This is a genomic window from Pararoseomonas sp. SCSIO 73927 (assembly GCF_037040815.1).
GTDB lineage: Bacteria > Pseudomonadota > Alphaproteobacteria > Acetobacterales > Acetobacteraceae > Roseomonas.
The window spans coordinates 3,633,674-3,646,566 of the sequence record NZ_CP146232.1; the positions used below are offsets into that span (position 1 = coordinate 3,633,674).

Sequence of the window (12,893 nt, forward strand, 5' to 3'; positions counted from 1 at the left end):
CAAAGGGCGGGCTCCGGCCCGACCCGTGGCGGCTCCGCCGCGAGAGCCTATCTGTCCCCGGTCCAAGTCGGAGCGGAACATGGCCCAGGGGAACACGGTCCCGGAAAAGACCCGGATCGGTCTCGTCCTCTTCCCAGAGCTGACCCAGCTGGACCTGACAGGGCCGGCCGAGGTCTTCTACCGCCTCCCCGACACCGAGGTCCTCCTGCTCTGGAAAACGCTTGATCCCGTCACCTCCGACCGGGGCATGAGCATCCTGCCCACCGCCACCTTCGAGACCTGCGGCAAGCTGGACATGATCTGCGTCCCCGGCGGCCCCGGCCAGATCGCGCTGATGGACGACGAGGAGACCCTGGACTTCCTCCGCCGCGTCGCGCCCGGCTGCCAGCTCGTCACCTCCGTCTGTACCGGCTCCCTCGTTCTCGCCGCCGCCGGCCTCCTCACCGGCTATCGCGCGACCTCCCACTGGTCCTCGATCGACCAGCTCGCCCTGCTGGGAGTGGAGCCGGTGAGCGAGCGCGTGGTGCGCGACCGGAACCGCATCACCGGGGCCGGCGTGACCTCCGGCATCGACTTCGCCCTGGCCGTCGCCGCGGAGCTCCACGGCCCCGAAATCGCCCAGGGCGTCCAGCTGCAGATGGAGTACGACCCGGAGCCGCCCTTCGCGGGCTCGCCCCGCACCGCCTCCCCCGACCTCGTGCGCGACGCCCGTGCCAAGCTGGCCCCCTTCCTGGCCCGCCGCCGCGCCGCGACGGAGCGCGCGGCCGGCCGCCTCTCCGGCTGAACCGCCCGCGGCGGCGAGCTTTCACCGCCGGAACGGGTGCGCGCCGCCGCCGGCCATGCTAGGCGGGCCGCCATGCAGCTCCAATTCCACGACAGCGCCCGCCGCGAGAAGGTCGAGTTCCGCCCGATCGACCCGGAGCACATCCGCCTCTACGTCTGCGGCCCGACCGTCTACGACCTCGCGCATCTCGGCAATGCGCGCCCCGTGGTCGTCTTCGACGTGCTGGCGCGCCTGCTGCGCCGCGTCTTCCCGCGCGTGACCTACGTCCGGAACATCACGGACGTGGACGACAAGATCAACGCGCGCTCCCGCGAGAGCGGCGAGAGCATTGCCGCCATCACCGCCCGCACCACCGCCGACTTCCACGCCGACATGCTGGCCCTGAACTGCCTGCCGCCGGACGTGGAGCCGCGCGCCACTGCCAGCATCCCCGAGATGATCGAGATCATCGGGAAGCTGATCGCGAACGGCAACGCCTACGCGGCGGAGGGCCACGTCCTCTTCTCCGTCGCCTCCTACCCGGATTACGGCAGCCTCTCCGGCCGCACGCCGGACGAGATGCTCGCCGGCGCCCGCGTGGAGGTCGCCCCCTACAAGCGCGACCCCGGCGACTTCGTGCTGTGGAAGCCGAGCGACGAGAGCACCCCCGGCTGGGACTCCCCCTGGGGCCGCGGCCGCCCGGGCTGGCACATCGAGTGCTCCGCCATGGCCTGGCGCAACCTCGGCGAGGAGATCGACATCCACGGCGGCGGCGCCGACCTGATCTTCCCCCACCACGAGAACGAGGTGGCGCAGTCCTGCTGCGCCTTTCCCGGCAGCCGCTTCGCGCATCTCTGGATGCACAACGGCATGCTGCTGGTGGACGGCGAGAAGATGTCGAAGTCCGTCGGCAACTTCCTGACCGTGCGCGACATCCTCGGCCGCGGCGCCTGGGCCGGCGAGGCCTTCCGCCTGCTGCTGCTGAAGACGCATTACCGCGCCGCCCTGGACTACACCGCCGAGCGCCTGGACGAGGCCCGCGCCGAGCTCGACGACCACTACGCCCTGCTCGTCCGCAACCTGCCGAAGCCCGAGGCGGACGACGCGACGGTGGCCGACATGGTCGCCTGGGCTCTGGAGCCGCTCGCCGACGACCTGAACACCCCCCTCGTCATCGCCCGACTGCGCGACCTGCGCGCGCTGGAGAACGTGATGCAGGTCGGCGGCTCCATGGCCACCGTCCTCGCCCGCGCCGACCGCGGCTGGAACCCGAAGCCCGGCCAGGCCGGCGCCGCCCTGCGCGAGGCCGCCGCCGCCATCGGCCTTCTCCCCTCCCAGCCCAAGGCCTGGCGCCAGGGCCGGACCACGGGCGGGGAGGAGACGGACGACGCGGCGATCGAGGCCGCCATCCAGGCACGCCTGGACGCCCGGGCCCGCAAGGATTGGGCGGAGGCCGACCGCATCCGCGCCGATCTCGCCGCGCGCGGCATCGTGCTGGAGGACGCCAAGGGCGCGACCACATGGCGCAGAAGCTGAGCATGGGGAGCGTGGCCCTGCGCCGCGCCACCTCGGCCAACCTCCCGTTCATCATGGGCGTGGAGGCCACCCCCGGCCACGACGCCTTCATCAATCCCCAGATGCGGGAGGAGCACGAGGCCCAGCTCGCCTCCCCCGCCTTCGCCTACTTCGTCGCGGAGGCGGAGGGTGCCCCGGTCGGCTTCGCCATCCTCTCGGAGATGACGGAGGCGCGCGGCAACCGCTGCCTCAAGCGCCTCGCCCTCGCGAGGCCCGGCCAGGGCCTCGGCCGCCCCCTGTTCCGCGCCGTCACCGACTGGGCCTTCGCCAACACCCCGGCCCACCGCTTCTGGCTGCACGCCCTGCACACCAATGCCCGCGCCATCCACCTCTACGCGTCGGAGGGCCTCATCGAGGAGGGACGGCTGCGCCAGGCCCGCCCGCTTGGGGACGGCACCCGCGCCGATCTCGTCGTCATGTCGGTGCTGCGGCCGGAATGGGCGGCGATGCGCGGCCAGGGCTGAGCCCCGGCCGCAACCCCGCTTCTCCCCGGCACGTTCGCCTCACGCAGGGACCGACGCCCACCGGCACCCGTGCCATGCGGCAGGAGTTTGCGCGTCGTGATCACTCACCAGCCCAGCGATATCGAGCACCTCTGCGGCGAGCGGGACGCGGCCCTCCGCGATCTCGCCCGCATCTCCGACGCCGCCGCCACCCTCATGGGCCGCCTGCACGCCATGGTATCCAGCGGCGAGCTCAGGACCTTCCCGGAGATGGAGGCGCTGGAGATCGCGCTGGCCTCCCACCGCGCGGACGAGCCCTAGCCGGCACCCCCCGGACGGCCCGCCATGATCCCAGGGGACCGACTCCCGGCGCATGAACCCACCTCCGCCGTGATGGAACGGCTGCGGAGGGAGGCGCCGCCGGAGGGCGTCACCCTGGCCTGGGTCCTCGCGCATCTGCGCGAGCGCTCCTTCGGCATCCTCCTGCTGCTTTTCGGCACGGCCGGCCTTCTTCCCGGCATCTCGGTGGTCGCCGGCCTCCTCGTGGCCGTTCCCGCTTTCCAGATGATGCTGGGCCGCGCCGCGCCGGTCTTCCCGCAGCGCATCGCCGCGCGCCCGATCCGGGCCGAGCGCTTCGCCGCCCTCCTCGCCCGCGCCGTCCCGGCGCTCCGCTTCATCGAGCGGTTCAGCCGCCCGCGATGGCCCACGCCCTTCCAGGCGACCAAGCGCGTGGTGGGCGCCGCGATCCTCCTCCTCGGCGCCTGCCTGCTCGTGCCCCTGCCGCTGAGCAACATCCCTCCGGGCCTCATCATCGTGCTGATGGCCATCGCCTATCTCGAGGAGGACGGGCTGCTCCTCACCCTCGCCATCGCCCTGGCCGCCGGACTCGTCATCGCCGCGGCAATGGTGGTCTGGGGCATGGTCGAGACCACGCTCTGGCTGAGCGGCTGAGCACCGTTCCGGCCTGCATCCGCCATGCCGGAAACGTGCGCCCATGCGGGGGGCCATAACGCCTAGGGTGACGAATGAGACAGAACCCGCCCACCACCTCGCCCGGCGCCGCCGGCACACCCCCGCCCGCGGCGGCGAACCTCGTCCTCCTCCGCTCGCCCCGATGGCTCCACGACCGCGTCCTGTTCGAGGTGGAGATGCTCGGGGAGGCGCTTTCCTGCTCCGTCTCCAAGGCGGCCATCCAGGATGCGGGCGGCCGCTACTCCAACCTGCCGCGCGACATCATGTCGGAGTTCCTGCGTCTCCGCGGGCAGATCGAGCGGGCCGCCATCACGAAGTTTCGGCAGCGCGACGGGGCCATGGACCGGACGGTGCATGTTTGGTCCGCGGATCTCGATGAGGATCCCGATCCGCCGGGCACCGCCGCGCAGGCCACCTCTCAGCGCTGAAGCCGGGCCCGCACCGGGCGCCGGCGACTAGCCGGCCGGCGCGACCGACGTGGCCAGCCCCGGGGGCACCGCCCGCGCTCCGGGTGCTGCCTTTGCCGGCCGCCAGGACGGGCACCGCGCCACCGTCGTCTCCTTCATCACGCCTCGTCCGGGAAATGGCCGGGCAGGTCGATGCACAGCACCAGCCGCCTGCCGCCCCGGGGCGGCGAGCGGTGCAGGCACCCTCCATCCGGCTCCCCCGGAAAGCCGCGGCCCTTGAGCACCGCCACGCTTGGAGCCGCGATCCCGTTCGGCACTCCGCCGACGCCGGCGCCGGCCAGCCATTCCGTCCCGATACCGCGGTAGGTGCAGAGCAGCCTCAGGGGCACCGCGTCGGCGTGCCAGCGGGGGCAGGGGATACCTTCCACCCCTTCCAGCCGAATCCGGACCCTGGGGCAAACTGTGATCACGGCGAAAAGCCCGGCCAGCATCCGCATGTCCTGAACCATCAGGGCCGGGGGCGGCACCGGCAGCGCGGCCAGGACCCGATCCACTGCCACCTCCGGCTCATCCTCGGCCACGGCGCGGAACGGCCCGGCCGCCAGCAGGGGCGTAACCCGCCCTGCCCAGTGCCGGGGCGGCCGTCTCTGCCAGATGGCCAGTCGCATCCCCGGGGAGAGCACCCGAAACAGCACCGCCGGATCGCCCGCCGCGACCGCCTCCGCCCCGCCGGCCCCGGCGAAACTCTCCAGCTGAAAACCCACGTCTTCACACCCAGCAAGGTAGAACGTTATAACATAACAAACCGAAGTTATGGACAAGACCCGCCTGCATGCCTCGCCTCGGCCACAACGACACCACCGCCCGCGACGCCGCCTGGCTCCGCCATGCCGGCGACGACTGGGCCTGCTACGACAGCCTGCCGCCCCAAATCCGCCGCCGCATGCAGCAGCACGCCTACGATCCCTGGTCGGTGAACACCCTTCGGCTCTGGCGCCTCTTCCGCCGCCGCCACGCCTCCTCCGCCCGTGCCGAGCGCACCCTCCTCAACCACCTCGACCGATTGGAGGCGATGGAGCGCGACATCTTCGACGCCGCCCATCGCCAGGCGCACGGTGCTCCCCTGCCGCACGTCGCCGCCCGCGCCAGCGTGCTGCGGCGCGCCGCCTGAACTCCGCCCGCGGCGCACAGCCCAGCCCCCGCGTCTTCCCGCTTGCCGCGCCCGGCCCCAAGCGGCATCCCACGGGCATGACCGGCAAAGAGGGCGGCGCCGCCCTGACACCCCCGCCCGGCGAGAGCCCTATCGTGGTCCTCGTCCGCCCGCAGATGGCGCAGAACATCGGCACCACGGCCCGCGCCATGGCGAATGGCGGCCTGTTCCACCTCCGCATCGTCGCCCCGCGCGACGGCTGGCCGCAGGAGACCGCCTGGCGCGCCGCCTCCGGCGCCGACCGCATCCTGGACGCCGCCACGATCCACGAGACGGTGGACGACGCCGTGGCCGACTGCCACCGCGTCTTCGCCACCTGCCCGCGCCCGCGCCACGTCGTCATCCCCGTCCGCACTGCCCGCAGCGCCGCCGAGGACCTGCGCGCCGTCAACGCGGAGGGCAAGCGCGCCGCGATTCTCTTCGGGCCGGAGCGCGCCGGGCTGGAGAACGAGGACATGGCCCGCGCCGACACCCTGGTGCGCTACCCGCTCAACCCCGTCCACATGAGCCTCAACCTCGCCCAGGCCGTGATGATCCTCTCCTACGAGTGGTGGATGGCCGCGGAGACCACGCCGCCCCGCGCACTGATGACGAACGAGACGCGCGTGGCGACGAAAGGTGAGCTGGAGGGCTTCCTCGGCCGCCTGACGCGGGAGCTGGACGCCTGCGGCTTCCTCGACAACCTGCCCAAGCGCCCGGGCATGGTCCGCAATCTCCGCCACCTCTTCGAGCGCGGCGAGGTGACGGAGCAGGAGCTGCGCACCCTGCACGGCGTGGTCACGGAACTCGCCCGCGGCCGCGTCGCCCGCGGCGGCCCCGCCGCGCCGGATCCGGCACCGATCCCGACGGTGGACCCGCAGATCGACGGCTGACCGGCCCGGGCCGGCAGCAACCCACGGGAGCCCCATGTCCCCCTCCGAACTGCCCCCCGCCGGAACCCTGGCCGCCACGGTCGCCATCGCGGCGGTGGCCGGGCTGGCCCGCGGCTTCTCCGGCTTTGGGGCGGCGCTGATCTTCATTCCCCTCGCCAGCGCCGCCCTCGGCCCGCGCATCGCGGTGCCACTCCTCCTCGTGGTGGACAACATCACCGCCTTCCCGCTGGTCCCCGCCGCCTGGCGCGGCGCGGAGCGGCGGGAGGTCGGATCCCTCCTCCTCGGCGCCCTGGCGGGAACCCCGGCCGGCACCTGGCTCCTCCTCCACCTGGACCCCACGGCCCTGCGCTGGGGCATGTGCGCCCTGGCGCTCGCGATGCTCGCGCTTCTCGCCTCCGGCTGGCGCTACCACGGCCGCCCGGCCCTGCCGCTCTCGGTCGGGGTGGGCGCCGCCTCCGGCCTCTTCTCCGGCGCCGCGGGGATGGGCGGCCCGCCTGTGGTGGCTTACTGGCTCGGCGGCGCCATCCCCGCCGCCCGGGTGCGGGCCAACATCGTCCTCTTCTTCGCCGCCTCCGGCCTTGTCAGCGCGGCCGTCTATCTTGTCGGCGGCCTCCTCACGGCGGAGGTCCTCCTTCTCGCCGCCCTTGTCGCCCCCGGCTACGCCCTCGGCCTCTGGGCCGGCGCCCGCCTCTTCGGCCGGGCGAGCGAGCAGGCCTTCCGCCGCGCCTGCTTCGCCCTCATCGCCCTCGCGGCCGTGCTCGGCCTGCCCCTCCGCGGGTAATGCCGGCGACGCTTGACCTTCCCACCGTGGCAAGCCCCACCTTGCAGCACGGAAGTCCGGGCGCTGCCGTGCCGGGCAGAGCGACAGGAGTCCGACGATGCCGCCGGTCCATGCCCGCGGGCCCGCCCCCCTCGCCGGGCGCCTCGCAATCCTTCTCGCCACCGCGCTCCTCGCCGCCTCCCCCGCGCGCGCCATGGTGGGGGAGGGATCGGACGAGGGCGTGGTGCCCACCGTCTCCCAGAGCTACACCGTCGTCCCGGCCGCGGGCCTGGCCGGGGCCCTGAAGGCCGATGGGGACTACGTCTCGGGCATGCGCGCCCACCATGCCGGCGCCCTGACCATGTCGCAGGAGTACCTGCGCGACCCCGCCGCCGGCAGCCCGCTGCTGAAGGGTCTCGCCCGGGCCATCATCCACAATCAGCGCTACGAGATCGCCCTGCTCGACGAGGTCGCCCGGAACCTCGCCCGGCCCCCGTCCACGCTCTGCCTCGGAGAGGCCTGCCTGGCCGTGCAGCCCTCCGCCGAGGAGGGGGAGGGGCTCGCCCTCCGGTACCGCTTCCTCAAGTACCCCGTCCCGACCCCGCTCACGGCCCCGACCGGTCCCGTCACCGCGCGCGACGTGCAGTTCGCCAGGGCCATGGAGATCCACCACCGGGCCGCGCTGGACATGGCCGCCGCCTACCAGGCCGATCCGGACGCCCGGAACACCTTCCTGCGCCTCCTGAACGTGGACATCGTGACCGACCAGACGCAGGAGATCGCGCTCATGCGGCGCGCGGCGGCCGCCTACCCCGGCGACGCCGATGCCGTTCCCGTCCCGGCCTCCATGATCCACGGGATGCAGGGCATGTCGCACGGCGCCCATGCCAGCCACGGCACCGCCCCCGCGCCCGCCGCGGCTGTGCCCGGGGCGGCCCCTGCGGCGCTACCTGCGACGACCCCTGCAACGGCACGGGACGCCGCACCGCAGCCTCATGCCGGCGATGTGGGCGGAGGCGCCGCGACGCGGCCTCGCGCCGCCCATGGCCGGGCGGCGCACCACGCGCACTGAGGGCCGGACCGCCGCCCGGCTACTCCCGCGCCATCCCGAGATCGCGCAGCACCTGCCGGTTGCTGTCGCTCTCCGCCGCGAAGCGCGCGCGGAACTCCGGCCCCGGTGCGTAGCTCGGCACGGCGTTCAGCCGCCCCGCCGCCGTCGCGAAGCTCTCGCTCTCCACCGCCTCCTTGCAGGCCTTCTGGATGGCCTCGGCGATCGAATCAGGCAGCCCCGCCGGCGCCACCAGCCCGCCCGCCGAGCTGCCGGTGATGGGATACTCTGCCTCCGTCACCGTCGGCACGTTCGGCAAGGTGGCCAGCCGCTGCGCCCCGAACACCCCGGCCACCGGCAGCCCGGTGGAGACCGGGATGGACGGGCTCTCGACGAAGCCCATGATCTGCCGGCCCAGCGCCGCCTGCGCCATCGGCGCGGCCCCGGTGAAGGGCACGTGCAGCCCCTCCACCCCCGCCGCCTTCAGCAGCCGCGCGATCAGGATGTGCTGCGTGCTGCCCTGCCCGGGCGAGCCGTAGACCAGCGCCTCCTGCCGCCCGCGCCCATAGGCCACCATGCCCGCGATGTCGGCGAAGGGCGCGTCCTTCGCCAGCACCAGCACCTGCGGGTTGTCGTAGACGAGGCAGAGGAAGCGGAAGCTGTCCAGCGAGTAGCTCAGCGGCACCAGGTGCGTCTGCGCCGTCAGCGGTGTGTTGGGCGAGAGCCCGATCGTGTACCCGTCCGGCCGGGCGCGTGCGATCTCCGCGTCCCCGATCGTGCCCGATGCCCCGCCGCGGTTCACGATCACCACGCTCTGCCCCAGCGCGCGGGAGAGGGCGGGCTGCAGCGCGCGCGCCATCAGGTCCGTGTTCCCGCCGGGCGGGTAGGGCACGATCAGCTGCACGGGGCGGGACGGGAAGCTCTCCTGCGCCAGGGCCATCCCCGGCAGCGCCAGCGCCGCCAGCACACCCGCGCACCACCGCCCCACGCGCGCCCACGCCTTGCCCGCCATCGGAGTCCCTCCCGTTCGTGCGCGGGAGCCTATCGACGGAGCCGTGGCCGCTCAATCCGAGCGCGGTTGGCCTCGCGCCCCGGCCCTGCCACTCTCCCCGCCATGGAAACAGCAGGACAGGGCGGGCCGAGGGACGGGCCGAGGGACGGAGTAGGGCAGGGGGCGGACCGCCGCCCCATCGCCGCCCGCGACACCGGCTTCGCCAACCGCCTCGCCGCCTGGCTCATCGCCCGCCGCGCCTCGCCCAACGGCATCTCCGGCGCGGGGATGGTCGCGGGGATCCTCGCCGGCCTCGCCCTGGCCGGCACGGCGTGGCTGCCGGAGGCCGCACGCCCCCTCTGGCTCCTCGGCGCCCTCCTCGTCCAGCTCCGGCTCCTGGCCAACCTGATGGACGGCATGGTGGCCATCGGCCGCGGCGTCGCCTCCCCGGTCGGCGAGCTGTGGAACGAGATCCCGGACCGCGTCTCCGACACCGCCACCCTGCTCGGCCTCGGGGTCGCCGCCGGCAGCCCCGCCTGGGGCCTCGCCGCAGCCCTCGCCGCCATGTCCACCGCCTATGTCCGCGCGACGGGAAAGGCCGCCGGCACGCCGAGCGATTTCCGCGGCCCCATGGCGAAGCAGCAGCGCATGGCCCTGGTCACCGCGCTCGCCGTGTTCTGCGCCGTCACACCGGTCGCATGGCACGCCCCGCTGCACTTCTGGGCGCTGGTCGTCATCACCGCGCTCGCCGCGCTCACCGCGCTCCGCCGCCTGAACGGCATCGCCGGAAAGCTCCGCGCCAGATGATCCCGCACCCCGAGGGCGGCGCCTTCGCCCACCCCGTCACCACTGGCATCATCACCGCCACCCTGGCCGTCCTGGCGGTGTCGGGCCTCGCCATCCTCTGGCTCTCGAAATCCGGCCGCGCCAAGCCCGAGTTCCGGCGCGAGCTCTGGCTCCGCTGGGCCTCCTGGTGCGTCCTCCTGCCGCTGATGCTCGGCCCTGTCCTGCTCGGGCGGGAATGGACCATCGGCGCCGTCACGATCCTCTCGCTGCTCTGCTACCGGGAATACGCCCGCGCCACCGGCCTGTTCCGGGAACGCCTGCTCAGCGCCACCATCGTCATCGGCATCCTCGCCGTGAACTTCGCGGCGCTGGACCACTGGTACGGTTTCTTCGTCGCCCTCTGGCCGCTCATGGCGTGCCTGCTGGCCGTGGTGACGATCCCGCTGGACCGCCCCGCCGGCTACATCCAGCGCACGGCGCTCGCCATCCTCGCCTTCATGCTCTTCGGCGCCGGCCTCGCCCATCTCGGCTACATGGCGAACGACCCGGGCTACCGCCCCCTCGTCCTCCTCCTCCTCACCGCCGTCGCGCTGAACGACGTCGCCGCCTTCACCTGCGGGAAGCTCATCGGCGGGCCCAAGCTCATTCCCGCCACCAGCCCGAACAAGACCGTCTCCGGCTCCCTCGGCGCGGTGATCGTCACCACCACCCTCGTCGCCTTCGTCGGCGCCGCCATCTTCCGCGGCACGCCGCTGGCCAACCCCGTCTGGCTCGTCGCCATGGGCGCGCTCGTCAGCGTCGCCGGCCAGATGGGCGACCTCCTCCTCTCCTCCATCAAGCGCGACCTCGGCATCAAGGACATGGGCACCGTCCTGCCCGGGCACGGGGGCGTGCTGGACCGCTTCAACTCCCTCCTCCTCGTCGCCCCGGCCGTCTTCCACCTCGTCGGCTACTTCGTCGGCTTCGGCCTCGCGGCTCCCACCCGCGTGCTGACGGGCCACTGATGCAGGACTGGCACCTCCGCCCCGCCCGCGACCTCGGCCTCTCCCCCGCCGATCGGTTCAAGAGCCTCGCGCGGGAGCAGGGCCTCGTCGGCCTCGCGCTCAACGCCACCTGGCGCCGCGGCGTGCGCGGCTACCTCTCCGCCCTCCACGGCTTCCGCGTCACGGGCCGGGAGAACCTGCCGGCGGAGCCGCCCTTCGTCCTCGTCGCCAACCACGCCAGCCACCTGGACGCCCTGGCCCTCGCCGCCGCCCTGCGCGGCACCGCCGCGCGCCGCGCCCACGCCATGGCCGCCGGCGACCTGTTCTTCGCCAACCCCGCCGTCTCCGCCTTCGCGGCCTACGCCATCAACGCCCTGCCGGTCTGGCGCGGCCGCTCCCGCCGCGCGGACCTCGACGCCATGCGTCACCGCCTCGCCGAGGATCGCCTCGTCTACATCCTCTTCCCCGAGGGCACCCGCAGCCGCGACGGCGCCATGGCCCCCTTCCAGCCCGGCCTCGGGATGCTCGTCGCCGGCACCGAGATCCCGGTCGTGCCCTGCTGGCTGGAGGGCGCGCGGGAGGCCTGGCCCGCACAATCCGCCACCCCACGCCCCTTCCGCCCGCTCTCGCTCACCATCGGCCCGCCGCTCCGCTTCGCGGAGGCTGCGAACGACAAGGCCGGCTGGCAATCCGTCGCCGCCGCCACGGAGAACGCCGTCCGCCGCCTCGCCCCCTGAGGCAAGCGGAAGGCGCCCTCCCGCCCGATCAGGCCGTGGCCGTCCTGCCCAGCCGCGCCGAGAGGCTGGGCCGCGCATTCAGCAGCACCGGGTCGAACCCCGCCTTCCGCTTGTAGCCGAGCGAGATCCCCTCCAACTCGGAGAAGGGCAGCACCGCCTCGCGCCCGCCCACGGCCTCGAACCCGTCCGGCGCCCGCTGATCCGCCAGGTCCAGCACGAGGTCCGGCCCCTGGCCCCGCGCCGCCTCCACCAGCGCCGAGGTCGCCGGCCGCCGCGCCGCCTCGTAGGCCCGCAGCCCCGCCGCGGCATTGCCCTCCACCGCCAGGTGATAGGCCAGGGTGCGCGCGTCCAGGATGCCCTGCGACGCCCCGTTGGACCCGATCGGGTACATCGGGTGCGCCGCATCCCCCAGCAGCGTCACCCGCCCGCGCGTCCACTCCGGCAGGGGATCGCGGTCCACCATCGGGAACTCGTACACCTCCTCCGTCGCCCGGATCAGGGATGGCACGGAGAGCCACGGCCACTCCCACCCCGCGAAGTCCGGCAGGAAGTCCTCGATCCGCCCGGCCCGGTTCCAGTCCTCCCGCGCCCAGTGCATATCCGCGGGCATCCGCTTCTCGGCGATCCAGTTGATGAGGGCCGGCCGCTCCGCCGTCGCTTCCCGGATCGGGTAGCAGACGAACTTCAGGTCGCCTGTCCCGGCCTGCACCATGGTCCGGCCGGTCAGGTAGCCCGGGTGCTCGGACACCGCCCGCCACATCAGGTTCGCGTTCCAGCGCGGCGCCCCCTCATGCGGGTCCCAGGCCGCCCGGATGGCGCTGTGGATGCCGTCCGCGGCCACCACCACGTCGCCCCGCGCCGCGCCGCCGCCCTCCAGCCGCAGCGTCGCGCCATCGGCGTCCGACTCCGCCCCGATCCCGCGGGAGCCGAGATGCACCGCATCGCCCAGCCGCTCCCGCGCGGCCGCCAGGAGCAGCATGAACAGTTCGCCGCGATGGATGCTCACCTGCGGCCAGCGGTATCCGGCGGCCAGCCCCCGGTCCTCGCGCCACACCTCCTCACCCCGCCGCGTGGCGTAGAGCAGCTCCCGCGTCGGCACGCCGGCGGCCAGCACGCGCTCGCCCAGCCCCAACTCCGTCAGCTCCCGCACTGCGTGGGGCAGCAGGTTGATCCCGACGCCGAGCGCGCGCGGCGCCGCCACCGCCTCGTGGACCTCCACCCCAATCCCCGCCTGGTGGAGCGCCATCGCCAGCGTCAGCCCGCCGATCCCGCCACCGGAAATCACAACATGCATTGGCCGTTCCTCCTGTTGCCGGGCAGGATGGCAGCGCGAGAGGAAAGGTTCA

General features: G+C 73.7%; 16 protein-coding genes. 13 read left to right on the forward strand and 3 right to left on the reverse strand.

What is annotated here, in order from left to right; all coding sequences use genetic code 11:
* The first annotated feature begins 79 nt into the window (after window positions 1-79).
* From VQH23_RS17085 to VQH23_RS17110, 6 genes are all read left to right on the forward strand, one after another.
* Window positions 80-784: a DJ-1/PfpI family protein gene (locus tag VQH23_RS17085; protein ID WP_338661932.1), complete on the forward strand. Its 705-nt coding sequence runs from the start codon at window positions 80-82 to the stop codon at window positions 782-784.
* A 72-nt stretch (window positions 785-856) separates the two neighbouring features.
* Window positions 857-2,299 (forward strand): cysteine--tRNA ligase, encoded by a 1,443-nt coding sequence (gene cysS / locus VQH23_RS17090; protein WP_338661933.1) that lies wholly within the window; start codon window positions 857-859, stop codon window positions 2,297-2,299.
* Complete coding sequence (locus VQH23_RS17095) at window positions 2,284-2,802, forward strand: GNAT family N-acetyltransferase (RefSeq protein WP_338661934.1); 519 nt, start codon at window positions 2,284-2,286, stop codon at window positions 2,800-2,802. Before cysS ends, VQH23_RS17095 begins: the two co-directional genes overlap by 16 nt.
* A gap of 96 nt (window positions 2,803-2,898) precedes the next feature.
* On the forward strand, window positions 2,899-3,102 hold the full coding sequence (locus VQH23_RS17100) for a hypothetical protein (protein ID WP_338661935.1): 204 nt from the start codon (window positions 2,899-2,901) through the stop codon (window positions 3,100-3,102).
* 24 nt (window positions 3,103-3,126) lie between these two features.
* Window positions 3,127-3,732, forward strand: coding sequence for an exopolysaccharide biosynthesis protein (locus VQH23_RS17105; RefSeq protein WP_338661936.1), 606 nt, complete (start codon window positions 3,127-3,129; stop codon window positions 3,730-3,732).
* Window positions 3,733-3,806: 74 nt separating this feature from the next.
* Window positions 3,807-4,181 carry a DUF1488 family protein gene (locus tag VQH23_RS17110; protein WP_338661937.1) on the forward strand — a complete coding sequence of 125 codons (375 nt, stop codon included), beginning with the start codon at window positions 3,807-3,809 and terminating at the stop codon, window positions 4,179-4,181.
* A 137-nt stretch (window positions 4,182-4,318) separates the two neighbouring features.
* Here the strand turns inward: VQH23_RS17110 and VQH23_RS17115 are convergent, their stop codons facing one another.
* Complete coding sequence (locus VQH23_RS17115) at window positions 4,319-4,924, reverse strand: DUF1826 domain-containing protein (protein ID WP_338661938.1); 606 nt, start codon at window positions 4,922-4,924, stop codon at window positions 4,319-4,321.
* Between the two features lie 68 nt (window positions 4,925-4,992).
* Here VQH23_RS17115 and VQH23_RS17120 point away from each other — a divergent pair, with 68 nt between their 5' ends.
* The 4 genes from VQH23_RS17120 to VQH23_RS17135 all read left to right on the forward strand — a co-directional run bounded on the left by VQH23_RS17120 (window position 4,993) and on the right by VQH23_RS17135 (window position 8,074).
* Window positions 4,993-5,331, forward strand: coding sequence for a DUF6525 family protein (locus VQH23_RS17120; RefSeq protein ID WP_338661939.1), 339 nt, complete (start codon window positions 4,993-4,995; stop codon window positions 5,329-5,331).
* A gap of 77 nt (window positions 5,332-5,408) precedes the next feature.
* The gene (locus VQH23_RS17125) at window positions 5,409-6,242 is read left to right on the forward strand and encodes an RNA methyltransferase (protein WP_338661940.1); all 834 of its coding nucleotides are present in this window, start codon (window positions 5,409-5,411) and stop codon (window positions 6,240-6,242) included.
* 34 nt (window positions 6,243-6,276) lie between these two features.
* The gene (locus tag VQH23_RS17130) at window positions 6,277-7,023 is read left to right on the forward strand and encodes a sulfite exporter TauE/SafE family protein (protein ID WP_338661941.1); all 747 of its coding nucleotides are present in this window, start codon (window positions 6,277-6,279) and stop codon (window positions 7,021-7,023) included.
* Between the two features lie 97 nt (window positions 7,024-7,120).
* Window positions 7,121-8,074 carry a DUF305 domain-containing protein gene (locus VQH23_RS17135; RefSeq protein ID WP_338661942.1) on the forward strand — a complete coding sequence of 318 codons (954 nt, stop codon included), beginning with the start codon at window positions 7,121-7,123 and terminating at the stop codon, window positions 8,072-8,074.
* Window positions 8,075-8,093: 19 nt separating this feature from the next.
* Here the strand turns inward: VQH23_RS17135 and VQH23_RS17140 are convergent, their stop codons facing one another.
* On the reverse strand, window positions 8,094-9,062 hold the full coding sequence (locus tag VQH23_RS17140) for a tripartite tricarboxylate transporter substrate binding protein (RefSeq protein WP_338661943.1): 969 nt from the start codon (window positions 9,060-9,062) through the stop codon (window positions 8,094-8,096).
* 102 nt (window positions 9,063-9,164) lie between these two features.
* Here VQH23_RS17140 and VQH23_RS17145 point away from each other — a divergent pair, with 102 nt between their 5' ends.
* The 3 genes from VQH23_RS17145 to VQH23_RS17155 are packed head-to-tail and all read left to right on the forward strand — an operon-like array spanning window position 9,165 to window position 11,547.
* The gene (locus tag VQH23_RS17145) at window positions 9,165-9,848 is read left to right on the forward strand and encodes a CDP-alcohol phosphatidyltransferase family protein (protein WP_338661944.1); all 684 of its coding nucleotides are present in this window, start codon (window positions 9,165-9,167) and stop codon (window positions 9,846-9,848) included.
* Entirely contained in the window at window positions 9,845-10,831 is a 987-nt protein-coding gene (locus VQH23_RS17150; RefSeq protein WP_338661945.1) for a phosphatidate cytidylyltransferase, read from the forward strand. The genes VQH23_RS17145 and VQH23_RS17150 overlap by 4 nt, the downstream gene beginning before the upstream one ends.
* A complete protein-coding gene (locus VQH23_RS17155; protein ID WP_338661946.1) occupies window positions 10,831-11,547 on the forward strand; it encodes a lysophospholipid acyltransferase family protein in 717 nt (238 codons plus the stop codon). Before VQH23_RS17150 ends, VQH23_RS17155 begins: the two co-directional genes overlap by 1 nt.
* A 28-nt stretch (window positions 11,548-11,575) precedes the next feature.
* Here VQH23_RS17155 and VQH23_RS17160 read toward each other — a convergent pair whose 3' ends face one another.
* Window positions 11,576-12,841, reverse strand: coding sequence for a flavin-dependent oxidoreductase (locus VQH23_RS17160; RefSeq protein WP_338661947.1), 1,266 nt, complete (start codon window positions 12,839-12,841; stop codon window positions 11,576-11,578).
* Between the last annotated feature and the right edge of the window lie 52 nt (window positions 12,842-12,893).